Raw genomic sequence first — 22,906 nt, 5'->3', positions numbered from 1 at the left:
CGCAGCGCGCCGCCGCTCACGATTAGGAACGCCGGGGCGCAAGCGGGATTACACCGCCAGGCCGCGGCACTTCTCCTGACGTCGGCCCGCACGGTCCCGCATCTCTGGTGCACCTGGGAGATTCCGGGACCGTGCCCCCTCCTCCGGCCGGTACCTGACATGAATGACAACTGCCCCGTTTGCTGCGGAGTCGGCTGGGTTTGCGAGCGCCATCCCGACATTGCCCTACGACGCGGAGATAGGCTGCGCGTGCGGCTACGGCGCGCCGTGCGAGTGCAACGACAGCGACCCTCCCGACACGAGGCACGTGACCGTCGTCGTCGAAGCGGCGCTGCACTAGCCTTCAGATCACATCTGAGGGATTGCTGCGGCAGAGCTCGTTCAAGGCCTAACAAAATATGGCCCAGGTATACATATCAGCGCGACGGGGCCCACTTCCCCCAGCGGACCCCCGCACTCCCTGCGCCTTTCACCCTTGAGAGCGCTGCGGGGCCGTGCACCCTTCAGGAACCAAGCCCTCCGCTTCGCATTTATCAGGCCCGCCCGGCATCGCCGGGCATTAAGCCTCGGGACACCACCATGCGAAAAGAGCTCCAGAAGGTAGTAAAGGATACAGCAGCTGTCGGATTATCGGCCGCGGCGGTCGGGTTGGAAATAGGATCGGAGTTCGCGCGCAAGACCCTGGACGAGGTGTCGCGCGAAGACCCTGCCCTGGCAGCGCCTCCAGGCGCTTCCGCAACACCTGTACCCCCGGCTGCCGAACGGGCTGACCAGAACATCAAGATCCGCGCCTACCAGTTGTGGGAGAAGGCCGGCTGCCCCGAAGGCCGCGACCAAGAGTTTTATTTCCAGGCCGAGCAGGAGCAGCGCGATCGCGGAATGCCCGACCCCACCCGCGCCTCGGACTTGATAGCTTAGCGTCACACTCCTCCGCTGGGCCACGTATGGCGTAAAATCCCGAGGCCGTCGGCTACGTCAAGAAGCGCGCGTAGAATCTCCGAAAGAAGCTCGGCTGGGAAGAGGCGCTCAAGGACCACATCCACACCCCTAATAGTAATTATACGCACCACCCTCGTTCAGCCCTGCGACGAAGCAAACAGAAGCGCGGGCTTAGAACCGAATCCGAGATGCCGGAGTTGTCTCGGCCGTGGCTTTTTCTACGAATGGACTGGTTGCGCACGTGCCCCTGTAAGATTCAGAGCCGCGGTCGGGTTTCAAAGGCACGCTGACAACTGGCGGGATTCTCACGACCCGGCCACGTTCTCTTGGTCATCTGGTGGAGGACTTATGATGGCGAAGGCAGCGAAGAAGAAGACGGCGCGCGGTCGCAAGCAGACTAGCGAAAGTCGAGAAGCCTCTCAAGGGTAGCTAGGCCGGGGCCGCGAGGAGCTCCCGCTTCAGCCGGTCACGGTGCGAGATGTTCTCCTCCTGCATCTCCTCGAAAGTAGCGAGCAGATCCCTCGCCTGATCCGCATCGGGCACTGCCCGGAGCGCTCGAGCTCCGAAATGATGGCGTACTGACAGGCGATGTGCCTCACGCCGAGCGCCACGTGCAGCTGCGCTTGCCTGAGATGGCCGAAGAGGATCTGCTGCCTGTCCATCGCTGCACCTCATTTGATCTTGCTGTTCGGGTTCGGGTTTCCGGCTCCCGGGGCTCGGCTTCACGTGCATGTTGCTGTCCGGCATCTTATCCCTGCCTGGGTCGCCGCTGGCGTCCCCGCCGCCGTAAGTGGAGGTGCCGCTTCCGCTCCTGGTATCCGGCGTCATCCCGGACGTGTCCTTGTTCGAGGAAGAAGGCGGGGCCGGATCGGGATGTCCCTTGGGACCTCGGCGTTAGCGAGGGCGCTCGACAGGACGAACGTTGCTGCCAGCGTCATTGTGATGAGTCTCATGCTCGTACTCCAGTGATGAAGGATCCCAATCGGTCTTGGCTCCGGCATCAAAAAAGTGGAAGCGTCAACGTTCCTATCGGATTCAGGCTTAAAGGTGCTGCAAGCGCTTGCGGCTTCAGCGCCTCTCGAAGGGCCGCTTGCGGGCCTTCGCCAAGGCGGAATCTTGCCGGCGCTGCTCTTCCGCTTGCCGAACCCGCTCCTCCCGAAGCTCCACCACCCGCGACTCCATCCGCGCCATTAGCTCCTCGGCGGCGGCGGTCGAAACGCCCGCCAGCTGGAGCTTTCGGATTTCATTGCGCTGCCTCAGGATCTGGCGGCCCATCTGGCACAGCTCTTCTCGGATACGGCTCAGGTCCATCGGACACCTCCTCGCGCAACGGGGAGATATGGAGCGCGGAGGCATTCCCTAGGGGCGCCGCGGGAGAACCGGGCCGACCAAGTCGCAGAGAGTCACCGGCGCTCGGGGCTCGCATCGAATGAGCGATTTAACTATCCGCGGCGATGGGTTCGCGGTTCCAATGGATTAATCTAAAATCTGTGCAAAAATCGCGCTTTAATCGCCTTGCAGCCACAGAGATTGTGGGGATCGAAATTAACATCCCGCCCGCACTTCGAAGGAGTGCTTTTCATGGGACTTATAGCGCGCCGACCCAGCATCAAGAAGACCTGCGACTTCTGCAACAGCTCAGCCTTCGGCCTCATGCGCCGGCACAGCGGGGGCAAGACGTTCTGCTCCCCGCACTGCGAGGCGTCGTTCACCAACTGCCGGATGATAGAAAAGCAACCGGACCGTGCTCCTTCCGATCTTGATGCCGACTTCATCGCCGCGCTCAGCTACCCGTAACGGCACGCGCAATAGCCACGACTAGTTGAATGCGACATAGCAGCCGGCGCCCTTGATGTTTCCGCGCCGCCGCACACCTCCTCAAGCCGAAGGAGGCTACGATGCCAAAAGAAAAGAAGGTCTGCGCGTATTGCGGCGAGAGCCGGTTCGGCCTGGTCCGCCACTTTGTCGGCTTTCACCACCTGTGCACGAGGTTCTGCAAGGAGCGTTTCCTTGAGCGCCGAGCCCGCGAGCTAGCCGACTACAGGAAATTGCTTAATCGCGTCTCGCATAACCGCACAGTCTTGAGATACCGGCACTGACCGCGGCGATGATTCTCCCGCCGCGTCGTAACGTTCCTAAACGCTAACGCCCAACGCATCGCAGCCTGGCCAGCGATGCCGGGTGTTTCCTTGATGCGTCATCAAGGAGCACCCATGCCTAACGTCAAGGCGCTTTCTGTCAGTTTCTTTGGCTCTCTTGGTCGGAGTGTGGGCCCGGACAATTCACGGGCGGACCAGTGACATACCGATAAGCAACTAGGTTGCCCTGGGATTTGGCGGCCTTTACGCTTGGGGGTCGGAAGCGGATTGATAGGCCTGATGTTCTCTGTCGCGGCTAGGATGATGAGGCGTTCCGAAAATGGTGTCCCGATCCCCGGGTGCACTTCGGCGCCTTGCATTGCGATTCCTCCACTCCGCTCTTAGACCTAACTACAGCACAGCTGGTAAGAGGTAGCAGCATGAGCAAAACAAAAAACCTCTGCGCCAATCTCGGCATAACGATTGCTCAGTGAGGCAATGGCGGCGATGCTTTACGAGCGCCTGGCACTGATTTTGGCCTTGAAGCCCCGCAAGAATACGAGACAACGTTCCGACAGACTTATGCGGGGCCCTCGTAGCGCCGCCACGATGCAAAAAGCCTTACGACGCGCGGAGGTTGGGATATCGGCGCAATGCTCTTCGCCGCGCTTCCGGCGTTAAGAGTGTTAATTCTTAAGCGCTAAAGGTAGTACACCGCACGCGAAAATACATGTCACATGAGCACGCCGACTAGCCTTCCGGTTTTCTCCGAGAGGAGGCCCGCCCGGACAGCAGGCGGTCGAAACTGCGCGCGTTCTGTGTGGCGTTCGCTTCGTTGTCGTATTGAAGTAGACCCAGGCTCTTCTTGCACCGCTTGCTTTGATCCTGACTGCCCATTTTCTCAGTTCTTCATCCGAATAGTCATGCCTGTACCACCGCAGCGGACCATGTAAGCGGGCATAGATATCCTCCGCAGTCCGGATGAGTTCATCCGGAAGCCGAGGCCCGCTGCATGAGCAAAAGATAACCCCCGCTTTGCGGAAGGCGCGATAAACGTCTTCGTTCCACCAGCTCTTGTGCCGAAATTCTACGACGTTACGGCGCGCTGGATCGAGCTGGTTCACGATCGACTTGAGCCGTGCCCTCGTGTAGTGGTAGCTGGGAGGCAGCTGAAAGAGAAAGCAGCCCATTCGCTCTCCAAGAAGATCAGCGATGATTCCAAAATCCCGAATGAGGGTCTTGGTCCCTTTAAAGCGCTTCACATGAGCGATGAGTTCGCAGACCTTGACTGTGTACACGAACTTTTTGTGTCGCGGCTGACGACGCCAGGCCTGAACATTCGCAACGGTAGGCCATGAATAGAATGAAGCGTTGATCTCAACCGTGTCGAAGGCTTGCGAGTAGTGCTCAAACCAGTTTGGCTGCGCTATGCCTGCATAAAAGGAATCCCGCCATTTCCAGTAACGCCAGCCTGAGCATCCAACAAAGACCGATTCTCTGAGGTCATGCGCGGAATGTTCAGAGTTCGCCTCCATCTTTTGTCGCGCGACGTGCATTTTCGCCGCACGCTGGATGTTGTCCTGTCGTTGCTTCTCGCGCCGGAGCTGACGCCGCTCTCGCTGCGCCTCCGGCGTTAATTCCTTTTTTTCAGGGATGGTGCTTCGACGGGGCATAGCTAGCTGCCTGCTCTCCACACAGCATCTTCCAGCCGGTCCTTCAACTTCTCCCAGCGCTCTTCCTCAGCATCAGCACGACGCTGTACAGCCGCTAGATCCTTCTCGATCTGTGCTGCGTTCTGGTCATGCTCACGTGTCGCCTTTTGGAGCGCTGCCTCTGCGGCTTTCCGAGCGGCCATTCTCTTTGCACACGCCTTTGCGGCCTCAGCTTCTTCTTTCTGTCGCTGCTTTTCTCGCCGGCCGCGTTCTTTCTCGAACGCGGCGGCTGCGCGGCGCTCCGCCTTTTCACCGGCCCTCGTTGGTTTTACAGCCTTCGCGGCCTTTCCTGCTGCCGCTTTCGACGGGCTCCCTTTCGCCTCGCGCGGGTTTAAGTCGAGTGATACAGCTGTCGGCAAGCCGGAATGTTCCTGGAATGCGGCGTCAGATCCGACGGGCCGCTGCAGGACGACGCCGGGCTTTTCCATCGCTGCTGCGATGGCCTTATCGTCATCCGACTCCTTTGCGAAACCCTGATGGAACAGGTTGCTGCCGGCGCCCCAGGCTTCGAGCGCCGCCTTCATGGATGGCGCCGCAACCGCAAGATCGTAAAACCCCTGCGATGTCTGGTAGACTTTAAGTTTGCGCGCCATAGGCTTCCAATGTTCCATGGAAGCCTATGGTTCCGCACAATGGCCGCGCCAGAGCTATCTCGCAATTTCTTCGTGAGCCTTGGGAAGCGACCGCCAGACACCAAGGAGATTGATCAGAAGAAGAATGGTTCTGGATGATCAGCGAGGCCTTGTTCTCAAGCCAACCGTCGATCATCCATGCAATAGATGCGACGATGAAGATCGCAAAGCCCGCGACCATGACACGAGCATTCCAATTGGCAGCCACAAGCGCGGCGGCAATGACCGTGCTGACTGCACAAAACGTCCTGACCAGCATCATCGAACCCATATGCACTCCCTGCGACCAGCGCGCCGAATTCAAAGTTGGATGATTTCCTGGGCGCGGATAACGATCTTCTCCTGACGGAGCTCAGCTTCCAGCGTCTCCCGCAAAGATCGCCAGTATTCGGGTACGAGGCGCTCCGTCATCACCTCGATGACGGCGATATTGTCGCGCTCGGTATCGCCGCCGCTGCGCCACAGGCCCTGGCCGGGAGCGCGCACGAAACTTGTCGCACCGCCGAATTTCTCGGTCAGTTCCTTCAACAGCCCTTCAAACCATTCCTGCGAGACCGGCTCACCGTCACCGGTTTCCTTAGGCAAAAGGATCTGCACGAGATGGGAGGTACTCATAACGATAGCCCCACTGGCGCACGTCCGGACCAGCTATCGAGGATTGTCTTGGTCGTGACGCATTCCACCTGCTCTCCAAAGCGGTTCATGTAGACATCCATCATTGCGTCGTGGGTTTTGTCGGCGGAGCTGCAAAGTGCATCTGTGACGAGGATGGTACGGAAGCCCCAGTCGATCGCGCCCAGCATGGTCGCGAGCACGCACACATCGGTTTCCCCGCCGGTAATGATAATGGTCTCCACTCCCGCCCCGCGCAGCTGCTGGTGCAGGTCCGTTCCCGTCCATGGCGAATAAACATGCTTGTCGAAGATCCGCGCTGGCGGAACGAACTCCGCGAGTTCAGGGACAAGGCCGACCATGTCCGGCCCGAGCTCGGCGATGGTCATCGAGCCCCAGCGCTCGTAATAATGCCGCCACATCCCCACCCCATGGCCCGGCTTTTCGGCGGGATTGAAACGGGTGAAGATGGTCCTTTCAGGATGTGCCGATGCGATGGCGACGATATTCGGCAGCACGCGGGGCAGCCACGGCATTTTCCATTCCGTACTTTCCGCGAACATCCTCTGCATGTCGACGCAGATGTGAATGGTGTTTTCTCCGGGCGCCCCGTAGCGGAGCTCTTCGCTCTTGGACATGGCTCAATCCTTCAAAGCCAGCTCCAACGGAGTCCTACCCGGGAAGTTCCTGTTCTGAGAAGGGTTGCGGCTGCAACCCGCTAGCCCGGCGGCAATGAGCGGGGGAAGGCAGTCAAAGGGGTGCGGTTACGCACCTCGCGCAAGCGAGCTTGCCCTTGATGGCCGAAGGGGCGCAGCCCCGTCTGTGCGCGAGGGATCGTCACCTTGGGCCGAGACTAAGACTCGGGCGCGGACCGTCCGGACGCGGTAGAGCCCGGCCGGCTGCAACGCTGGCGGCGCGCCAAGGAACCACAGGGCTTTCCAGCGTGTTGGACAGGCTCAACGACTTAAAGGGAGCCGACATTGAAAACACCAACCAAATCGCGGGCAACGGTTACCAAGCGAGAACTGATCGCGCCGCGCGGTGATAAGCGTTATATCCGGCGCGGTGCCAAAGGCCGAATCGAAGAGAGCGACGATGTAAGCCGGTCGCTGTCTCAGGACCGCCGGAAGAAAGCTAAGACGCCTGCCAAGGCAGGACAGGGAGACCGCGGGGACCGTCAGCCCGCGAAAGCCGCCGCTGCCAAATCCAAGGCCGTAAAAAAGACAAGCGCGGTAGGGACAGCAAAAAAGCCGCGTGCCCGTAGGTAGCCGGATCAACCATTTCATAACAATCCCGACTAGGAGCGCCGCGTATTGGCCCGTGTCACTACCTTGCCAAAACAGCTGCAGCCAATGCTCGCGACCCTGACGGACGCGCCGTTCGACGATAAGGAATGGATATTCGAGGATAAATACGACGGCTTCCGGATGATTGCCAAAATCAGCTCCGGCAATGTCGCGCTCTATAGCCGGAACGGCAAGCTGATCAGCAAAAGCTACATCGAGGTCGCAAAGGCGCTCGAAGGCGTGACAGGCGACGCCGTTATCGACGGCGAGCTTGTGGCTCTCGACGATCAGGGCGTCTCGCATTTTCAATTGCTGCAAAATGCCCTGCGCCATAAGGCCAAGCTGCGCTATTGCGCATTCGATCTCATGTTTCAGGATGGGGAAGACGTTCGCAGCTTGCCGCTGACGGAGCGGAAGAAGCGGCTAAAGTCCATCCTTCCAAAGCACAGATTGATCGCCTTCAGCCGCGAACGGAAGACATTTGGGACAAGATTCTTCAAAGAAGCCGAACGCAAAGGCCTCGAAGGGATCATGGCAAAGCGTGCCGACAGTATTTACCTGTCCGGCGCGCGCACCGACAACTGGCTGAAAATCAAGACCTCAAAGCGCCAGGAGGTCGTGATCGTCGGCTTCACCGCTCCCAGGAGAACGCGGCCCTACTTCGGCGCGCTGACGCTCGCGCTGCGTGAAGGCAAGGAGTGGCATTACATTGGGCATGTCGGCACCGGGTTTAGCCACGAGACACTTAAAGAGCTGCACGACGAGCTGATCAAATTGAAAACTGAAAAGTCGCCCTTCGCTACAAAAGTAAAAGATGAACCCGTCACGACTTGGGTGAAACCGCAACTGGTGGCAGAGGTAAAATTTACGGAGTGGACCAGCTCAGGCGAAATGCGTCATCCCGTCTATCTCGGACTTCGCGCCGATAAGCACGCAAAGGACGTTGTGCGCGAACGCGAGCGGCCGCACGGCTAAACTCATTTTCGCTTCAAGACGCTGAGCCGTCCGTCGCCCTCAAGTGTCGCGAGCCTGACGTCTGCGTAATCTTCGACCTGATGTTCTCGCAGCTGCGCTTTCAACTCATCCTCCGTGATCATTTCCTTGCGTAAATTTTGGGAGATAAGGCGTCCGTCACGCACAAGCGTAAGGCTAGGAGGCGAGAGGTATCGCCTCGTCCAGGGATAGCGCCAGGATATCCAGTCAAGCAGATATTCCCAGGCGACAATCGTGAGAACCAGTGTGAGGCCTTCAGTGACGGAGCCATAGTCTTTTCCGAGGCCGTTCTGCGCGGCATCGGCGATCAGGACGATGACCAACAGGTCCGCGGGGCCAAAATGCCCGGCCTGACGCCGCGCCATGACGCGCAGGATGACAAACAGCCCAAGATACATAAGGCTCCCGCGCACAATGATTTCCGCAAGGCCTATCGCCGGTACGAAGACGGAATTCCAGTCGATCGACAAATGCATAGGAAGCCCTCCGGGAATATCGTTAGCGGCTTGAAATCTGGGCGGCTAACTCAGTGCGGAAGTTTGGCCCGCTCGGTCAGAACTTCCAAAGGTCGCAACGCTCGCTCACATTTCAGAGTTCCCGCAGCCCTCATTCTCCGCACGCGTCCCGCAGGCGATCGAGGAAAACAGTCTGGCCTTTCAGGATACGCTCGCGAGCTTCGCTGAAACCGAACCAGGCGGCGCGGTCGAGCTCGGGAAAGCTCTGAAGTTTCCCCGAACGCGGCGGCCATTCCATTTTGAAAACATTGCTTGTGAGCGCATCCGGATTCCAGTCACCTTCGGCCGCCCATACATGCACCGTTTTGCCACCCGGCTGTCTAGCGGCGCCAAGCGAAATGAACTCGCCGACCGGCCGGTAGCCAGTCTCTTCCTTAAATTCCCGCCGCGCGGCGTCGAGGAGCTCTTCATGCAAACCAACCAAACCTTTTGGAATGGTCCAGGCACCAAGATCTTTCTTCATCCAGAAAGGACCGCCCGGATGCCCGAGCAGTACATGAATAGATCCGCGCTTCCGTCTGAAAAGAAGAATGCCGGCGCTAGTCCTATTTGACGAGGTCCGCGCCGGAGTCATTGCCGTCCTTCCCCCGCTGACCCCGCCCGTGCTTCTGCGCCCTGCAAATTCACTTCAGTTCAATCCAGGCCGGCGCGTGGTCGCTTGCACCTTCCTTGCCGCGCGCCTTACGGTCTACGCCACCATCAATCAGACGTTTCTTGAGATCAGGGCTTAGCAGGAAATGGTCGAGTCTCAGGCCTTTGTCATTTTCCCAGCGGTGCCGCATGTAATCCCAGAAGGTATACATCGGGTCCTCGGGATGGAGATATCGCAGGGCGTCCGTCCAGCCTTGCTTCAAAAGTCGCTGAAATGCGGCGCGGCTTTCCGGCTGCAAAAGCGCATCGTCGTCCCAGGATTTTGTCGGATAGATATCAAATTCGGTGGGCACCACATTGTAGTCACCGACAAGCGCGACCGGCGCGCCGGACTTCTTCAGCGTCTTCGCATGGCGTATCAGCCTTTCGAACCATGCGAGCTTGTAATCAAACTTTGGGCCCGGTTGTGGATTGCCGTTAGGCAGGTAGATACAGGATACGATGATCCCTTTGACCGCGGCTTCCAGATAGCGGCTCTGATTGTCGGCGGGATCGCCCGGAAGACGCTCGCGCGTGACCTCGGGCGCGGAGCCTCGCGAAAGAATGGCGACGCCGTTCCAGGACTTCTGACCAATCCAGGCTGCACTGTACCCGGCCTTCTCAATGGCGCCGGCTGGAAAAGCCGCTTGCTCGGCTTTCAATTCCTGAAGGCAAACAATGTCCGGATTGGAGCTCTTCAGCCAGGCCAGGAGGTTCGGCAAACGCCGGTTGACATTGTTGATGTTAAACGTCGCGATCTTCACCATTCCTCCACCGAAGCGAACACTTACGGAGGCCGTGCAGTTCCGCTGCTAGTGGGCAAGGTTAAAACCCGAACGTCATTATCCGATGCCGTGGCAGATCGGGCAATCGTCGCTCATCGTTCTGACGCATTTAGTGGCGCATCTGGCGCTTCCAATGACTTTAAGGGGTGCACGGTCCCGCGGGGGGCTTTGGGGCAAAAGCTTGCGGGACCGTGCTGGGCCTCTTGGGGGGAGAGGGCCCGTCGCGCCAATATGGGTTGCTGATCCGTCTTTGTAAGCTCCTCAACCGCGTCGATCTCTGAGACGTGATGCGGCGGCACTCGTCTGTGCTCTTCCGGTTCAATGAACAGAGTGTTCGCCAACGACGATGACCTGGCTCGTATCGGGCGGCGTGCTGTCGTTGCACCTGCACGGCATCCCTTCGCTGCACGCGCAACCGAAGTCATGGTCGAACGGCCTGTAGGGATGGCGCTCGCATACCCAGCCGATGCCGCAGCAAACGGGGCAGTTGTCATTCAAGCCGTGTGCGCTTGCTTCGCCGAGCTAACTCTTCGCGATTCGGCGTCCTGTTATTTCGCAGGCGCACGGCGCAGATGCGCCGATGTCTTGGTTTTCTCGTGGTAATTGTATGGGGATTGGAAAAATGCGCGGCCCCGCGCGATGGAAGAACGCAGGACCGCGCCAGCCCCAAGCCGCCTCGCCGTCCGGCTCGGGCTGATAGCCTCGCGTCGCTACCCGAGAGCGGAATGGGTGACGCGGGTACCGTAATAGTCATCGACCGACTTGGATCGCGCGGGATCCGACCAATTCCAGCCGCTTTCGTCCGCGTACTTCGGCGCGCCGCTAAGCTGGTCCGCGGTGATGCCGATGCGGTACCCCTCCACGTTGGTGTCGTACTTCAACGCGTTCCACGACACAGGATAGTGGTCGTTGCCGATGCCGAGGAATCCGCCGAAGCCGAGAACCGCGTACGACACGCGGCCGCTCGTTTTCTCGATCATCACGCGCTCGATCGTTCCGATAGCCTGGTCGTCGGGGCCGTATACGGAAGTGCCCGCGACCTTGTCGCTTCCGATCAGCGTGCCGGTCTCTCTCTCTTCGGTAACCATGCGAATTCTCCCTGTTGGATCGTATGAAAATCGATTGTCGGGGAAGATAGTTCCTAGCGATGACGCGATGGCGTTGAGGGCATCCCACTGAATTGCCCGACTCGAGAAGCCCGCCGCGCAGGAGTGCGTGGCGGGCGATTGTTAGTGCCGGTTCGAAGTCAGCGGCCGAAGAACAGCCAGAGGAGGAGGATCACGGGGATCGGCACGCCGACCAGCCAGAGCAGGAGTCCGCGTCCCATCAGCGCGCGCCCCCGAAATACACGATGTAGACGACCACGAAGGCCGCGATCACCAGCGCCGTGCCCGCGACCACCATGTTGCGAACCGTGGGGCCGCGCTCTCCTTGGCGCGCTTCAGTCGCGGTCTCTACGATGCGTCCTTTTTCATCAATCTTTGCCATTGCTGCTTTCCTTTCAGGTCTAGTTTTCAGGCGATGCCGCCTCAGCGCGCTCTCGGATGATTGCGCTCTAGGAAGGCCGCGAGCGGCGGGCTTTGTACCGGTTCTGACCGACACGAATGGGCCGGCAGGACTATCTGCGAGCCGTCGGGCCGGGTGATTACGATGCGCAGGTTTCCGCCCGCATCCTTTTCGATCGAGAACATCGGTATGGTCTTCATCGGGACCTGCAGCGCTCGTGAATGGTCGACAGCTGGCAACTCCGGGACCAGGGACAGGGTTCCTGCGGTCTGCCGCGCCCGCTCTCTTGAGCCGCCGTGGTCCGGGCAGGCTCGCCCATCGGTCGATACTAGCGGCGGTCTCAGCCTTGCGGATCTTCTTGACCAGATCGTACCGGTCCGCGCAGCCCGCCGCCGCGTCCGCCTTCAAGCGCTTGTCCGCGACAAACTCAGAGAGGCGGTCCTAGAACGATACCGTCTGCTTGGAACGCCGCCGCCGCCGCTTGCGCGCAGGAAGCGTCTTTCCCTGGGAGGAAAGCGGGGGCGCATTTTGCGTTTTCGTCATTTGATAAAGGCCATAGCCCTTGGCGTATTCGAGCAAATACGGCGCTCACACCGGCGTTCCTAATTCCTGTAAACTTCTTCATGCGTTAGGAACTTACGCGCTTTCAGCTTCGAATCGCGTGATCGCAAAATAAGGACTCGCGTTCCGGCAGAAGGGCGCACGCTGCATCATCACCGCCGGGCCGCGGCTTTCATCGGTGATGAGAACGCCAGCGCGCGCTCCCGCCCTCCTCAAGCGGCGAGCGGTGTCATGGCAGACCGGCAGCTCACGAAGGCTATCCGCAACCTCCAGGACCATGTCCGCGAGGCAAAGCTTAACCTGGGTATCATCCTGAATGGCAGCGGCGCGGACCTCGTGCACCGGTCGCGACGGCTGATCGAAAAGTCACGGTTGTCATGGAAGTCTGACAAGGTCTTAGCGCGAAAGTAGGGGTACGGACTGCCCGGCGGCGCTGAAATTTTTCGGCTCAGTCGGGGTGGTGGAAAATCGCTCGACGGCGCATTTGGAAGCCCAACGGTAGAGAAGACCTATCCCCCAACCCGCACGAAACCGTTTCGAATCAACGCCTAACTAATTTTCATTGACTCATCGGCCACCAAAGATGTTCTCTATTTGTTCTAACAGAGTTGGTAGGCAAGGTTATGGCAAGCACGGCCAATTTAACTTCAATTCCCTTGGCCGAGCTCCGCCGGATGATGGAGGCTGCTGCGCGGCCCGGACCGTGCCGCGACGTTTTGCCTTTTGGGGTATCCGGGATAGACGAGGCGCTTCCGGGTGGCGGCCTTGCACTTGGCGCCGTGCATGAGTTCTGCGAAGACGGCGCGCGGGGTGGCTATGCCGCCTGCGCCCTCCTTTTCACTGCCGGCATTCTCGCGCGCTTAAAAGGCCCCGTGCTCTGGTGTCTGCACAGCCGTGATCTTTTTGCGCCTGCGCTGGCCCGCGTCGGGCTTCATCCCGACCGGCTTATCTTTTGCGAAACCTGGAAGGACGCCGAGATTTTGCCCGTCATGGAAGAGGGGCTGCGAATGCGCGGCCTTGCGGGCGTCGTCGGCGAACTCAACCGCATCTCTCTGACTCCTTCGCGGCGTCTGCAGCTCGCCGCCGAAGCCTCCGGCGTTCCCTCTTTCATCATCCGGCGGTCGCCTGAACATTTGAGCGAAAGCAATGCAGCGCTGACCCGATGGCGGATTTCACCCGCGCCCTCCTTCGACACGAGCCCATACCGGATGGGCCGTCCGCTCTGGCGGGTTGAATTACTGCGGTGCCGCGGCGCGTCACCGAATTCTTGGATTGTGGAGGCATGCAATGCGGAGGGTCGTTGCGCTCTTCCTGCCGACGTTCCCGACCGATCAAATCCGGCGCAGGAACGGCGGCACTCCAGCGCGTAGTCTGCCGATGGTTACGGCAATCCAGGAAGGCAACCGGCGCGTTCTCGCTTCGGTTGACGATGCCGCGCGCAAATTAAAGCTCGCCTGCGGCATGACGGTCGCGCATGCGCAGACGCTTGTTCCGGATCTTATTGTGGAGGAAGCAAGGCCTGACGAAGATGAAGCCGCACTTGCGCGCCTTGCGCTCTGGTGCACACGATATTCGCCGCTTGTGACACCGCTGCCGTGGGATACGATATTCATCGACGTTGCGGGCTCCGCCCATCTCTTCAAAGGCGAAGCCGCGCTTTTGAAGGACCTGCAGACGCGGCTTGCCGCCGCGCAGCTTTCGGCGCGGGCTGCTATCGCAGATACGCCCAGCGCGGCATGGGCGGTCTCGCATTACGGTCGAAACGAAATTGTGCCGCCCGCCCGGGCTGCCGACATTCTTGGCGGCCTTCCGATAGCGGCCCTCCGGCTCTCTCAAAAAGAAATCATCAGCCTTCGCGAAGTCGGCGTCGAACGCATCGCGCAGCTTGCTGCCCTGCCGCGCGCTTCGCTGCGCCAGCGCTTTTCCGGAGACGTCCTCTTGCGCCTCGATCAGGCGCTGGGCGCGGCTGTTGAGGTGCTCGTTCCTCTGATTCCGAAGGAGGTGCCCCGTGTGACGCTGAGGTTCGCGGAGCCGATCAGTACGCCCGACGGTCTGCAGCGGGTCATGGCGCTCTTATGCAAAAAACTCATAATTGATCTTGCCGCGCGCGGCGTGGGCGCGAGACGGCTCGATATGGTTTTTCAGCGCGTCGATAATATCTCGCAGGCGATCCGTATCGGTACATCGAAACCTAACCGCGATACGAAGCATCTTACAAAGCTTCTCGCGGAGCGGCTTGTGCTGGTCGAGCCGGGCTTCGGCATCGAGGAAGCGACGCTGACGGCCTCCTGGGTCGAAGCGTTGACCGAGCGGCAAACGGTTGGAGCGCATGTCGCCGAACCGGGATCGGAAGTCGACGTCAGCCAGCTTATCGACACACTTCGCGTGCGGCTCGGTAACGAACGGGTTTTCAGGCTTGCCCCGGTTGAGAGCGATATCCCTGAACGTGCGATGCGGCGCGTCGCGCCTCTTTGCAAGACGGATAGCGCAACGTGGCCGCTCGACCTGCCAAGACCCGCGCGGCTGCTGTCGCCTCCTGAGGAAGTGCATGCCATCGCTGAAATTCCCGATAGCCCTCCCCGTTTCTTCGTCTGGCGCAAGATCCGCCACCGTATCGCGCGGGCCGATGGCCCCGAGCGTATTCTTGGCGAGTGGTGGCTTTCCGACAAGGAGACAGGCCTCCAGCGCGACTACTACCGCGTCGAGAACGAGACAGGCGAGCGCTTCTGGCTGTTTCGCGATGCACCGACTGACTCGGGCGGACGCTGGTGGCTGCACGGTCTGGGTGAAGCATGAGCTACGCGGAGCTGCAGGTCACAAGCCATTTTTCATTTCTGCGCGGTGTGTCAAGCGCGGAAGAGTTATTTGCTACCGCAGCAGTGCTCGGCATCGATGCTCTCGCTGTGGTTGACCGTAACTCCCTTGCAGGAATCGTTAGAGCCTATGAAGCTTCGCGCGTTACCGGCGTTCGTCTCATTGTCGGTTGCAGACTCGATCTTGAGGATTTTCCTTCGCTTCTTCTCTATCCCACTGACCGCGCCGCATATGGACGGCTCTGCCGGCTTCTAACCATCGGCAAGGCGCGGGCGGGCAAAGGAAAGTGCTCGCTCTTTATCAATGATGTTGCGGAATGGAGTGAGGGGCTCATTGCGATCGTCGTCACAGACAAACCTCATGGCGATCTACCCGGCTGCTTGCATCGGGTCAAATCAATCTTCGAGGACAGAACTTACTGCGGGTTGACACGTCGCTTTCGTCCCGACGATGCCGCTTATCTTCATGAGATCGCGACCATGGCATCGCAGGCGCACGTGCGAACCGTCGCCACAGGTGATGTTCTCTACCATGTTCCCGCGATGCGAATGCTGCAGGACGTCGTCACCTGCATCCGGCTCAAGACGACCATCGATAAAGCAGGTTTCCTCAAGGAAAAACATGCTGACAGGTTTTTGAAGGAGCCTGCCGAGATGGAACGCTTATTCCGGCGTTATCCAGAAGCAATCGCGCGAACCGGTGAGATTGCAAAGCGCTGCAGATTTTCACTGGAAGAGCTGACCTACAGCTATCCGACCGAAATTTTGCAGGATGGAATTTCCGCCCAGGACCGGCTTGAAAAACTAACCTGGGAGGGAGCGGCGCAGCGCTATCCAGATGGCATCCCTGATAACGTCGCGATGCAGCTGCGGCATGAGCTCGGCCTTATCGAACGGCTGCAATATGCGCCCTACTTCCTGACCGTGGATTCCATCGTCCGATTTGCACGTTCAAAGGGCATTCTTTGTCAGGGCCGCGGCTCTGCCGCCAATTCCGCGGTGTGCTTTGTACTGGGCATCACTTCCATCGATCCGGTACGGCAGGGTCTCCTTTTTGAGCGGTTCGTATCGGAGGAAAGGCGCGAGCCTCCCGATATCGACGTCGATTTCGAGCATGAGCGGCGTGTAGAAGTCATCCAGTGGATTTACGAAACCTATGGCAGGACACGCTCTGCCCTGACATCGACCGTGACGCGTTACCGCGCGCGCGGCGCAATACGTGAGGTCGGCAAGGCGCTCGGCATACCCGAGGACGTGACCGGCGCACTTGCCCGCATCACCTGGGGCTGGAGTGAGGAAGGGGTTTCAGAGACGGAGCTGAAAGAGCTCAACCTCAATCTGTCCGACCGGCGCCTGCGAATGACGATTGATCTCGCACGTCAACTCATGGGAACGCCGCGGCATCTGTCGCAGCACCCTGGAGGTTTTGTGCTGACGCTGGATCGCCTCGATGAGCTCGTGCCAATCGAACCGGCCGCAATGGACAACAGGCAGGTTATTGAATGGGATAAAGACGACATCGAGGCTTTGAAATTTATGAAGGTCGACGTCCTCGGCCTCGGCATGCTCGGCTGCATGCGGCGCGCCTTCGATCTTCTTCAATCGTCAAAGGACATTCCGCTAAGTCTTGCGACGATTCCGGCGGAAGACCGGCAGACTTACGAGATGATCCAAAAGGCAGATACGCTTGGCGTCTTCCAGATCGAAAGCCGCGCCCAGATGTCGATGCTGCCGCGCATGCAGCCGACGCGCTTCTATGATCTCGTCATCCAGGTTGCCATCGTGCGGCCCGGTCCCATCCAGGGGGCCATGGTGCATCCTTATCTCCGTCGAAGGGAAGGCAAGGAACCGGTCGAGTTTCCAAAGCCTGAGCTGGAGAAGGTTCTTGGCAAGACGCTGGGGGTGCCGCTCTTTCAGGAGCAGGCGATGCAGATTGCGATGGTAGCGGCCGGGTTCTCGGCAAATGAAGCCGATCAGCTGCGCCGCGCCATGGCGACATTCAAGTTCACGGGCGGCGTCAACAAATTTAAGGACAAGCTTATCCAGGGCATGATCGATAACGGTTACGGTATTGAGTTTGCGAACCGCACCTTCCGTCAGCTTGAAGGTTTCGGTTCATACGGCTTTCCGGAAAGCCACGCCGCAAGCTTTGCGCTCATCGCTTATGCTTCTAGCTGGATGAAATGCCATCACCCCGATGTTTTCTGCGCGGCGATCCTCAATGCGCAGCCGATGGGGTTTTATGAACCCTCGCAGCTTGTGCGCGATGCGATAAACCACGGGGTCAATATCCGCCCTATTGATGTCAATAGCTCCGCTTGGGACTGCACGCTGGAGCCCGACGGAAAATATCATGCAGTCCGGCTCGGCCTTCGGATGACACGCGGCTTTTCGGAGAAGAATGGCGATGCGCTCGTCGGCGCCCGCAAGGCCCGTCCTTATCAGACAATCCCCGAGCTCGCGCGGCGGACGGGGCTCGGAACCGGCGGTCTCGTCCGCCTCGCAAACGCCGACGCTTTTTCTTCGCTCGGACTTTCACGCCGCAAGGCTTTGTGGGTCATCAAGGGCCTTCGCAATGACGCTCTTCCTCTTTTCGAGGCAGCAGGGCAATGCGCGAACGAGGTCGTGCCCGAGCAGGTCGAGGAAGATGTTTCGCTTCCCGCCATGACCCGCGGTCGCGAGGTCGTGGAGGATTACAGGTCACATGGCCTGTCCTTGCGCCCGCACCCGCTGGCCTTCCTGCGCGCCGAACTCTCAAGTCAGGATACCAGCCCCTGTGCCGCGTTGCGGACGGCTAAGAGCGGATCGCGGATAACTGTCTCGGGCCTCGTCATGGTGCGTCAGCGGCCTGGCTCCGCCAAGGGCGTTATGTTCATAACGCTCGAAGATGAGACCGATATTGCAAATCTCATTATCTGGCCTTCGCTGTTCGACAAGCAGAGGCGCGTGATCCTGGGCGCACAGATGCTTACCTGCCGCGGCATAGTGCAGGCGGCGAACGGCGTCATCCACCTCATCGCCGAACATCTCGTCGATCAGTCGCCATTGCTGCGCAAGATTGGCGGAAGCGATGAGCCATTCCTAGTCCCCGCGGGAAGAGGTGATGAAGCCGTCCATGGCGGCGGTGGCAGAGTTGATAGCCGTGAGACCAAGGCATTCAACCATGCCGCCCGGGATATCTACATCCCGGACCTTCACATCGATACCCTCAACGTGAAGGCGCGAAATTTTCGCTAGGCGGGCATCTTATCCGTGCAAATTCCGGCGAAAATCAACGGCTTCGCCGATTCCTTTTTTGGTTGCGGAGTACCAGGGCGAGGCCGAAGACGGTTGGTCGCGTTACCGGTGCGAACCTGAACATGAAAACGCGTTTAATAATCCGCAGACGCAAGCAGATACGCTGGCGGCTGATCACTTTCGGCTTTCTGACGGCGCATACCGCCTACCAACCAATTTTTTATGTCTTCCGCTCGCTTTGCCCAGACCGGATTCGTTCTTGCGAACGAATGGGAGTGAAACCGAGAACTCTCGGCACAACCATTAACTTCCTGTTCGAGTCCTATGGAGGATAACCTATGGCCCCTCCTTGTCGTACCGCAGATGGCGTCATTTGAGCTTCAACGATTTTCCCGTGTCCTAGTATATGCCGAACCGAAATCTGTCGTGAAAGGAGGTAGTCCGCGATAATTCGGCGATGACATCGCCACCATACGGCTTCCGCACACATGATCGCGGTTAATTCGCGCTGACTCGTTTCAATGAGACCTTCAAGGGCGGCCAAGAAGTCGTCGCTCATCGCGTAATCTGCGTAGTTGTGAAAGCTCTGATTTTGCCAGGAAGCGTTAAACTCCGCAGGGATTATTTTGCTCTTTCTTCGGTGCCCGCCCAGCGCGGCGCAATAGACATACTCGATCTGGAGGCTCTCCAGCGCATCTGAGAGACGTTCGCGGTTGAAATGCGGAAACCGACGCGACGTGGGCGAACTTCGGACATCAACCAAAGTGCGGATTTCCGCAGCAATCAAGATTTCGCCAAACTCGTCAATGGTTCGGGTGGAATGTCCAAGGGTGTAAACGGGGTTTGTCACTCGTTGCGAACCACGATCCGCTTAGGAAGTTCCGAAATGTGATCCGCGATATGCGCAGATTGAGCGCATCACGCTGAGAACCAGAAAATAGGCGGTGCTTTTGACGATATCTTCAATGGCCACTTTATGCTGCTTTCGGCATCGACCTTAGGCCCAATCGGCCGGTCTTGTCTTGATCTGAAATGGACCTTTACGGGTTCGGAGGTCGAACCAGGCAAGCGGACCTGTCACGAAGGACAGCCGCCGACTTATCAAGCTGCCGTTCTCGTCTGTCCTGGCCACAGGGGCCCACCCAGCTGTCATAGTTTATGCGATAATTTACGACGTGGCTCGCGCGTGACCAAGATACATAATGCTCTTGAACGGATGGGGCCCGAACGTAAAGTCAAGGTGCCGGTCAATTCCACTTGGGCCGAAGCCACACATGAGTCCGACTTGAAAACCTGCCTGAAGCAAGACTTCACTCAGTTCGGCTGGCTTGATGAAGAGGTCGCTGTCGTGCGTACCCCGCGGAAGCAAACGAAGAACCCGCTCGCCTAGAGTGATGATCACGAATTTGGCGAGCCAGGTGCGATTGATGGTATCGAATACGAACAGCCCCCCATGTCGCAACACGCGCCGGACCTCGGCAATTACCCCGGGGAGATCCGCGACATGCTCCAGAACGTCCACACAGACGACTACGTCACAGGACGAATCTAGCAATGGAATACTCTCGCCGACGCCCACGACGTAGTCGATCTCGAGCCCGACCAAACGGGCATGCTGCACGCCAGCGGCAATCGCACCATGCGATGGGTCGACGCCGACAACTTTGGCGCCTCGACGTGACAATTCTTCGGCAAGGAAGCCGCCGCCACAGCCCAGGTCCAACACGCGCTTGTTGACCCAATCGCCGACCAGCGGGTCGATCATCATCATGCGCGCAGGCGCCATTTTGTGCAGCGTGCGCAGCCATCGCGTCTCACCGCTCCACCATGTGTCAGCGTACTTCTCGTAGATGGAGAGGTCGTTCTTCATACGTCGTCGGGCTCGGCAGTCGGCATTCTCGTTCGGTACAAGGGAAGCCAATAGGGCACCCGCCTCTGATAGGCCCTAAACTGTTCGCCAAAGCGACGGGAGAAGCGCCGCTCCTTCAGGAGTGGCCCGGTCACGCAATAAAGTGTCAGGACGATCGCGACTTCAAGCTGGTCTGGGGTCCAGGTTGGGACCGTCCATAGTGTCATCGCAAAGGCGACGTAGATCGGTTGCCGGCAGAAGCGGAAAAGACCACGCTGGGGCATGGGCGCATAGCATGGCGGGACGTTCCGGTGGACGGCCCACCAGCCCAGAAGACCTATTTGCTGTGCGAAGCCCGCGTCACGAATTGCTTTGAGTAGCAAGAGCCAACTCACGAGATAAAGAGTGCAGAGAGTTGTCAGTGCAAACCCTTGGGCTTGCCACCAGATGATCCCGCTCGGAGACCAGCCCAGAAAGAGCAAAGCTACCTGCATGGAGGCAATGGTGGCGTAAGTTGTCGTTGCAAGGTCTTGGCCAATCCGCCTGGGTGCTGCGCGCGCCAGCAGCCTTGCACCCCGTCGCCCCAGCAGAGCAGAATGCGCAAGTGGAAACTGAAGAAGCAGGGCAAGGTTTGCGGCGATACTCCATGGCGCGTCAAGACGGCCCAGAGATCGGCTCATGCCGAAGAACATCATGACGATCATAGCGCCGACGCCGACGATAAACGATGCATGGCATACGACGCCATAGGCCATCGCAACACTAAACCGGCGCTGGACCGGACTAGAGTCTGTCGCATCAGGACGGATCACTCGCATCTGTACCATCGACGTTTGAGAGAAACACAGCGGCAACTTTGCTCTAGGCTGGCACCCGAGTATGTTACTGCCGTGGAGGCCCATCGGCCAAGGGACCGCTTATCCACGGCGCAAGTCGATAAGCAGCGCGTTGCAAGCAGGTCGCTGACCAGCTTTTGGCCTGCGATAGTCTGGGGTGCCCCGCTGAGGCGGGGACGGGCGACAGCCTAAATTTTCCCTAAGCAGCTCGTGCGGCCGAAGGAAGCGAAGGTAACCAGACTTGAAAAGCAGAGAGCCTGAGGCGAGTCGCTGGCCTCCGCTAATATGCGGCACCGTTTTCCTGCGAAACCTATAGGAACCAGCGTGGGCGCCGGCACGTTCACGGCTATGGACACCGCCACCCTCGTCGGCCTTTTCGCCGCCTTCTGCACCTCCGTCTCGTACGTTCCGCAGCTGAAAAAGTGCTGGGAGACCGGCAAGGCCGAAGACCTGTCGCTCATGATGTTCAGCGTGCTTGCGACCGGCGTTGCCGCGTGGATCGTGTACGGCATCTTCAAGCAGGACATCGTCATCATCATCGCCAACGCGTTGAGCCTGTCCTGTCTCGCGGGCATACTGTGGTTCAAGCTCAGGGAAGATAGGCCCCGTCGCTCGAGCTCAAAATATCAGGGCGCAGAATTTCTCAAAGTTAAAACTGGCTCAACCAAACCGCAAATTGCGCGAGACTAGTCCTCATTCACGGCGGTTGGGGATAGCGTTGCTGGCGAATCCCAAGCCCTATTGAGTGGATGCAAAAGAAGTCGGAGGCACTGGCGGATTATCAGCGAGCGAGCAAGATCAGCAGTCGCTGGAAGGGAGGGGGAAACAGGGCCCAAGAATTTAGGAGCGAAGACCAATTAACTATGAAGCTTGAAGTTAAGCGCCTTTCCTCCCGGTCAAAAACGCAGCGCGTACGGAAGCTAAGGCCACAGGAGAGACCAGGTTAGGAGGTCGTTTGCGGACCCAAACCTTTCTTGTACCCTACGTCGCGGATGGGCGCATATTTGCATTCGCCGTAGTATTCGCTGACGGGGCCTTCGTCACGAACCGCAGCGGAGCAAACGTGAAGCGCATTGCCGCGTAGAGCGCGGCGAAGCGTAGCTCAGCGCCTCTTTACCTCTTTGGCTTGCACCGAGAGCCTCACGGTATTGCCTTCGACATCTGCGACCAGCTCGTTGTCGACGTAGTGATGCTGGTTGTCAGAGCCCTTCTCCAGCTTCAGGCGGCTCACCTCGACCTCGTCGACGATGCCGACTTCCGCGCCGTCCTTGTCGACGACCTTCATGTGCTCTCTGATCTCGTGCATTTGCGTCGTTCTCCGCTGGCCGGGCACCAACTCCCATGCCAGTGAATGGTTGCACAGATCCGCGCTGACGTCGCACTCCATGCTGTATATAGCGCCGGAAAACTTTGGCGCGCGGCACGATCGGGCGTGGAAGTGTTCCATGTCCTACACCTTGCATGAGAAGGTTGAGGGCTTGGTCAGCGGCTTACTCGTCATTCAGCCGGCCTACAGCGACAAGGAGTTCGAGGAGCTCATCAAGAACCGGCTCGCAGGAGGAAGTCCCCCCCTACACGAAGCTCTTGTCTGATGCGGAAGGTCGTCGCTGCGTCATCCTCATCGGCCGGGTCAACGGATAGCTGTGTTTCGACCGCCAACGAGTGTTCTCTTCCCGGCCAATGCGCATGCTTGGAACGAGGTATCGAGATGACGGTGCCCTATGCGGCTTGTATTGCGCATTCGTCGCGTACGATCGAATGGATAACTTCGCCTCGCCCGACCTCAGAACCTTACGGGCTACTGGCAGCAAAATATCGATTCCGTGCTTATAGGTAACCATGAGCCGTCCGGCCATCATCGGAGCTGCTAGTATCTCTTGATCAGAGGATCGGGAACGGGACGTCCGGAAAAGCATATTGTG

26 protein-coding genes are annotated in these 22,906 nt (G+C 59.0%); 11 read left to right on the top strand and 15 right to left on the bottom strand.

The genetic code is table 11. The features are described from left to right. Window positions 1-163 precede the first annotated feature (163 nt). Both AC1RT6_RS15685 and AC1RT6_RS15680 read left to right on the top strand, forming a co-directional pair. Entirely contained in the window at window positions 164-340 is a 177-nt protein-coding gene (locus tag AC1RT6_RS15685; RefSeq protein ID WP_472790956.1) for a hypothetical protein, read from the top strand. A gap of 239 nt (window positions 341-579) precedes the next feature. Beyond that, entirely contained in the window at window positions 580-918 is a 339-nt protein-coding gene (locus AC1RT6_RS15680; RefSeq protein WP_472790957.1) for a DUF2934 domain-containing protein, read from the top strand. Between the two features lie 1,089 nt (window positions 919-2,007). On the opposite strand, the gene AC1RT6_RS15675 is transcribed toward AC1RT6_RS15680, so the two are convergent. Beyond that, the gene (locus tag AC1RT6_RS15675; protein WP_472790958.1) at window positions 2,008-2,250 is read right to left on the bottom strand and encodes a hypothetical protein; all 243 of its coding nucleotides are present in this window, start codon (window positions 2,248-2,250) and stop codon (window positions 2,008-2,010) included. Window positions 2,251-2,520: 270 nt separating this feature from the next. Between AC1RT6_RS15675 and AC1RT6_RS15670 the strand changes: the two genes are divergently transcribed. Together AC1RT6_RS15670 and AC1RT6_RS15665 are read left to right on the top strand one after the other, a co-directional pair. Continuing rightward, window positions 2,521-2,736, top strand: a complete 216-nt coding sequence (locus AC1RT6_RS15670; protein ID WP_472790959.1) for a hypothetical protein — start codon at window positions 2,521-2,523, stop codon at window positions 2,734-2,736. A 101-nt stretch (window positions 2,737-2,837) separates the two neighbouring features. Next, entirely contained in the window at window positions 2,838-3,038 is a 201-nt protein-coding gene (locus tag AC1RT6_RS15665) for a hypothetical protein (RefSeq protein ID WP_472790960.1), read from the top strand. A gap of 665 nt (window positions 3,039-3,703) precedes the next feature. On the opposite strand, the gene AC1RT6_RS15660 is transcribed toward AC1RT6_RS15665, so the two are convergent. From AC1RT6_RS15660 to AC1RT6_RS15640, 5 genes are read right to left on the bottom strand one after another with little or no spacing between them, the layout of a single operon-like run. After that, the gene (locus AC1RT6_RS15660; protein WP_472790961.1) at window positions 3,704-4,711 is read right to left on the bottom strand and encodes a DUF72 domain-containing protein; all 1,008 of its coding nucleotides are present in this window, start codon (window positions 4,709-4,711) and stop codon (window positions 3,704-3,706) included. After that, a complete protein-coding gene (locus tag AC1RT6_RS15655) occupies window positions 4,693-5,322 on the bottom strand; it encodes a cell envelope biogenesis protein TolA (RefSeq protein WP_472790962.1) in 630 nt (209 codons plus the stop codon). The genes AC1RT6_RS15660 and AC1RT6_RS15655 overlap by 19 nt, the downstream gene beginning before the upstream one ends. Next, window positions 5,306-5,632 (bottom strand): hypothetical protein, encoded by a 327-nt coding sequence (locus AC1RT6_RS15650; protein WP_472790963.1) that lies wholly within the window; start codon window positions 5,630-5,632, stop codon window positions 5,306-5,308. The genes AC1RT6_RS15655 and AC1RT6_RS15650 overlap by 17 nt, the downstream gene beginning before the upstream one ends. A 29-nt stretch (window positions 5,633-5,661) precedes the next feature. Then, window positions 5,662-5,976 carry a hypothetical protein gene (locus AC1RT6_RS15645; RefSeq protein ID WP_472790964.1) on the bottom strand — a complete coding sequence of 105 codons (315 nt, stop codon included), beginning with the start codon at window positions 5,974-5,976 and terminating at the stop codon, window positions 5,662-5,664. Then, window positions 5,973-6,611, bottom strand: a complete 639-nt coding sequence (locus AC1RT6_RS15640) for a cysteine hydrolase family protein (RefSeq protein WP_472790965.1) — start codon at window positions 6,609-6,611, stop codon at window positions 5,973-5,975. The genes AC1RT6_RS15645 and AC1RT6_RS15640 overlap by 4 nt, the downstream gene beginning before the upstream one ends. Before the next feature lie 675 nt (window positions 6,612-7,286). Here AC1RT6_RS15640 and ligD point away from each other — a divergent pair. After that, on the top strand, window positions 7,287-8,234 hold the full coding sequence (ligD, locus tag AC1RT6_RS15635; protein WP_472790966.1) for a non-homologous end-joining DNA ligase: 948 nt from the start codon (window positions 7,287-7,289) through the stop codon (window positions 8,232-8,234). 2 nt (window positions 8,235-8,236) lie between these two features. Here ligD and AC1RT6_RS15630 read toward each other — a convergent pair whose 3' ends face one another. The 5 genes from AC1RT6_RS15630 to AC1RT6_RS15610 all read right to left on the bottom strand — a co-directional run bounded on the left by AC1RT6_RS15630 (window position 8,237) and on the right by AC1RT6_RS15610 (window position 11,670). Beyond that, window positions 8,237-8,728, bottom strand: coding sequence for a DUF421 domain-containing protein (locus AC1RT6_RS15630; protein WP_472790967.1), 492 nt, complete (start codon window positions 8,726-8,728; stop codon window positions 8,237-8,239). Between the two features lie 130 nt (window positions 8,729-8,858). Continuing rightward, on the bottom strand, window positions 8,859-9,341 hold the full coding sequence (locus tag AC1RT6_RS15625; RefSeq protein WP_472790968.1) for an NUDIX hydrolase: 483 nt from the start codon (window positions 9,339-9,341) through the stop codon (window positions 8,859-8,861). Between the two features lie 49 nt (window positions 9,342-9,390). Continuing rightward, complete coding sequence (locus AC1RT6_RS15620) at window positions 9,391-10,161, bottom strand: exodeoxyribonuclease III (protein WP_472791555.1); 771 nt, start codon at window positions 10,159-10,161, stop codon at window positions 9,391-9,393. Between the two features lie 731 nt (window positions 10,162-10,892). Next, complete coding sequence (locus tag AC1RT6_RS15615) at window positions 10,893-11,270, bottom strand: PRC-barrel domain-containing protein (protein ID WP_472790969.1); 378 nt, start codon at window positions 11,268-11,270, stop codon at window positions 10,893-10,895. A 238-nt stretch (window positions 11,271-11,508) separates the two neighbouring features. Beyond that, window positions 11,509-11,670 carry a hypothetical protein gene (locus tag AC1RT6_RS15610; protein ID WP_472790970.1) on the bottom strand — a complete coding sequence of 54 codons (162 nt, stop codon included), beginning with the start codon at window positions 11,668-11,670 and terminating at the stop codon, window positions 11,509-11,511. 810 nt (window positions 11,671-12,480) lie between these two features. On the opposite strand from AC1RT6_RS15610, the gene AC1RT6_RS15605 reads away from it, so the two are divergent. The 4 genes from AC1RT6_RS15605 (at window position 12,481) to AC1RT6_RS15590 (ending at window position 18,299) form a co-directional block, all read left to right on the top strand. Next, the gene (locus AC1RT6_RS15605) at window positions 12,481-12,660 is read left to right on the top strand and encodes a hypothetical protein (RefSeq protein ID WP_472790971.1); all 180 of its coding nucleotides are present in this window, start codon (window positions 12,481-12,483) and stop codon (window positions 12,658-12,660) included. Between the two features lie 245 nt (window positions 12,661-12,905). Then, on the top strand, window positions 12,906-13,619 hold the full coding sequence (locus AC1RT6_RS15600; protein WP_493029523.1) for an ImuA family protein: 714 nt from the start codon (window positions 12,906-12,908) through the stop codon (window positions 13,617-13,619). Continuing rightward, entirely contained in the window at window positions 13,537-15,045 is a 1,509-nt protein-coding gene (locus AC1RT6_RS15595) for a DUF6504 family protein (protein WP_472790973.1), read from the top strand. Before AC1RT6_RS15600 ends, AC1RT6_RS15595 begins: the two co-directional genes overlap by 83 nt. Next, on the top strand, window positions 15,042-18,299 hold the full coding sequence (locus AC1RT6_RS15590; protein ID WP_472790974.1) for an error-prone DNA polymerase: 3,258 nt from the start codon (window positions 15,042-15,044) through the stop codon (window positions 18,297-18,299). The genes AC1RT6_RS15595 and AC1RT6_RS15590 overlap by 4 nt, the downstream gene beginning before the upstream one ends. 322 nt (window positions 18,300-18,621) lie before the next feature. On the opposite strand, the gene AC1RT6_RS15585 is transcribed toward AC1RT6_RS15590, so the two are convergent. The 3 genes from AC1RT6_RS15585 to AC1RT6_RS15575 form a co-directional block, all read right to left on the bottom strand. Next, entirely contained in the window at window positions 18,622-19,149 is a 528-nt protein-coding gene (locus tag AC1RT6_RS15585; RefSeq protein ID WP_472790975.1) for a DUF488 domain-containing protein, read from the bottom strand. A 318-nt stretch (window positions 19,150-19,467) separates the two neighbouring features. Further along, window positions 19,468-20,169: a bifunctional 2-polyprenyl-6-hydroxyphenol methylase/3-demethylubiquinol 3-O-methyltransferase UbiG gene (gene ubiG, locus AC1RT6_RS15580; RefSeq protein ID WP_472790976.1), complete on the bottom strand. Its 702-nt coding sequence runs from the start codon at window positions 20,167-20,169 to the stop codon at window positions 19,468-19,470. Further along, a complete protein-coding gene (locus AC1RT6_RS15575) occupies window positions 20,166-20,903 on the bottom strand; it encodes a methyltransferase family protein (RefSeq protein WP_493029522.1) in 738 nt (245 codons plus the stop codon). Before AC1RT6_RS15575 ends, ubiG begins: the two co-directional genes overlap by 4 nt. Before the next feature lie 405 nt (window positions 20,904-21,308). Here AC1RT6_RS15575 and AC1RT6_RS15570 point away from each other — a divergent pair, with 405 nt between their 5' ends. Beyond that, on the top strand, window positions 21,309-21,674 hold the full coding sequence (locus AC1RT6_RS15570; protein WP_472790978.1) for a SemiSWEET family sugar transporter: 366 nt from the start codon (window positions 21,309-21,311) through the stop codon (window positions 21,672-21,674). Window positions 21,675-22,086: 412 nt separating this feature from the next. On the opposite strand, the gene AC1RT6_RS15565 is transcribed toward AC1RT6_RS15570, so the two are convergent. Beyond that, entirely contained in the window at window positions 22,087-22,290 is a 204-nt protein-coding gene (locus tag AC1RT6_RS15565) for a DUF2171 domain-containing protein (RefSeq protein WP_472790979.1), read from the bottom strand. 139 nt (window positions 22,291-22,429) lie between these two features. Here AC1RT6_RS15565 and AC1RT6_RS15560 point away from each other — a divergent pair, with 139 nt between their 5' ends. Continuing rightward, window positions 22,430-22,576 carry a hypothetical protein gene (locus tag AC1RT6_RS15560; protein WP_472790980.1) on the top strand — a complete coding sequence of 49 codons (147 nt, stop codon included), beginning with the start codon at window positions 22,430-22,432 and terminating at the stop codon, window positions 22,574-22,576. Window positions 22,577-22,906: the final 330 nt, after the last annotated feature.

This window comes from Nitrobacter sp. MLSD-S21 (assembly GCF_058809865.1).
The sequence above is the reverse complement of the archived record's forward strand: the minus strand, read 5'-3'. Positions and strand labels throughout refer to the sequence as shown.

Excerpts from the sequence above, each read along its gene's own strand:
- AC1RT6_RS15685 (WP_472790956.1), top strand. The coding sequence starts at position 164 with ATGACAACTGCCCCGTTTGCTGCGGAGTCGGCTGGGTTTGCGAGCGCC.
- AC1RT6_RS15680 (WP_472790957.1), top strand. The coding sequence starts at position 580 with ATGCGAAAAGAGCTCCAGAAGGTAGTAAAGGATACAGCAGCTGTCGGA.
- AC1RT6_RS15675 (WP_472790958.1), bottom strand. The coding sequence starts at position 2,250 with ATGGACCTGAGCCGTATCCGAGAAGAGCTGTGCCAGATGGGCCGCCAG.
- AC1RT6_RS15670 (WP_472790959.1), top strand. The coding sequence starts at position 2,521 with ATGGGACTTATAGCGCGCCGACCCAGCATCAAGAAGACCTGCGACTTC.
- AC1RT6_RS15665 (WP_472790960.1), top strand. The coding sequence starts at position 2,838 with ATGCCAAAAGAAAAGAAGGTCTGCGCGTATTGCGGCGAGAGCCGGTTC.
- AC1RT6_RS15655 (WP_472790962.1), bottom strand. The coding sequence starts at position 5,322 with ATGGCGCGCAAACTTAAAGTCTACCAGACATCGCAGGGGTTTTACGAT.
- AC1RT6_RS15650 (WP_472790963.1), bottom strand. The coding sequence starts at position 5,632 with ATGGGTTCGATGATGCTGGTCAGGACGTTTTGTGCAGTCAGCACGGTC.
- AC1RT6_RS15645 (WP_472790964.1), bottom strand. The coding sequence starts at position 5,976 with ATGAGTACCTCCCATCTCGTGCAGATCCTTTTGCCTAAGGAAACCGGT.
- AC1RT6_RS15640 (WP_472790965.1), bottom strand. The coding sequence starts at position 6,611 with ATGTCCAAGAGCGAAGAGCTCCGCTACGGGGCGCCCGGAGAAAACACC.
- AC1RT6_RS15630 (WP_472790967.1), bottom strand. The coding sequence starts at position 8,728 with ATGCATTTGTCGATCGACTGGAATTCCGTCTTCGTACCGGCGATAGGC.
- AC1RT6_RS15625 (WP_472790968.1), bottom strand. The coding sequence starts at position 9,341 with ATGACTCCGGCGCGGACCTCGTCAAATAGGACTAGCGCCGGCATTCTT.
- AC1RT6_RS15615 (WP_472790969.1), bottom strand. The coding sequence starts at position 11,270 with ATGGTTACCGAAGAGAGAGAGACCGGCACGCTGATCGGAAGCGACAAG.
- AC1RT6_RS15610 (WP_472790970.1), bottom strand. The coding sequence starts at position 11,670 with ATGGCAAAGATTGATGAAAAAGGACGCATCGTAGAGACCGCGACTGAA.
- AC1RT6_RS15605 (WP_472790971.1), top strand. The coding sequence starts at position 12,481 with ATGGCAGACCGGCAGCTCACGAAGGCTATCCGCAACCTCCAGGACCAT.
- AC1RT6_RS15595 (WP_472790973.1), top strand. The coding sequence starts at position 13,537 with ATGCGGAGGGTCGTTGCGCTCTTCCTGCCGACGTTCCCGACCGATCAA.
- AC1RT6_RS15590 (WP_472790974.1), top strand. The coding sequence starts at position 15,042 with ATGAGCTACGCGGAGCTGCAGGTCACAAGCCATTTTTCATTTCTGCGC.
- ubiG (WP_472790976.1), bottom strand. The coding sequence starts at position 20,169 with ATGAAGAACGACCTCTCCATCTACGAGAAGTACGCTGACACATGGTGG.
- AC1RT6_RS15575 (WP_493029522.1), bottom strand. The coding sequence starts at position 20,903 with ATGGCCTATGGCGTCGTATGCCATGCATCGTTTATCGTCGGCGTCGGC.
- AC1RT6_RS15565 (WP_472790979.1), bottom strand. The coding sequence starts at position 22,290 with ATGCACGAGATCAGAGAGCACATGAAGGTCGTCGACAAGGACGGCGCG.
- AC1RT6_RS15560 (WP_472790980.1), top strand. The coding sequence starts at position 22,430 with ATGTCCTACACCTTGCATGAGAAGGTTGAGGGCTTGGTCAGCGGCTTA.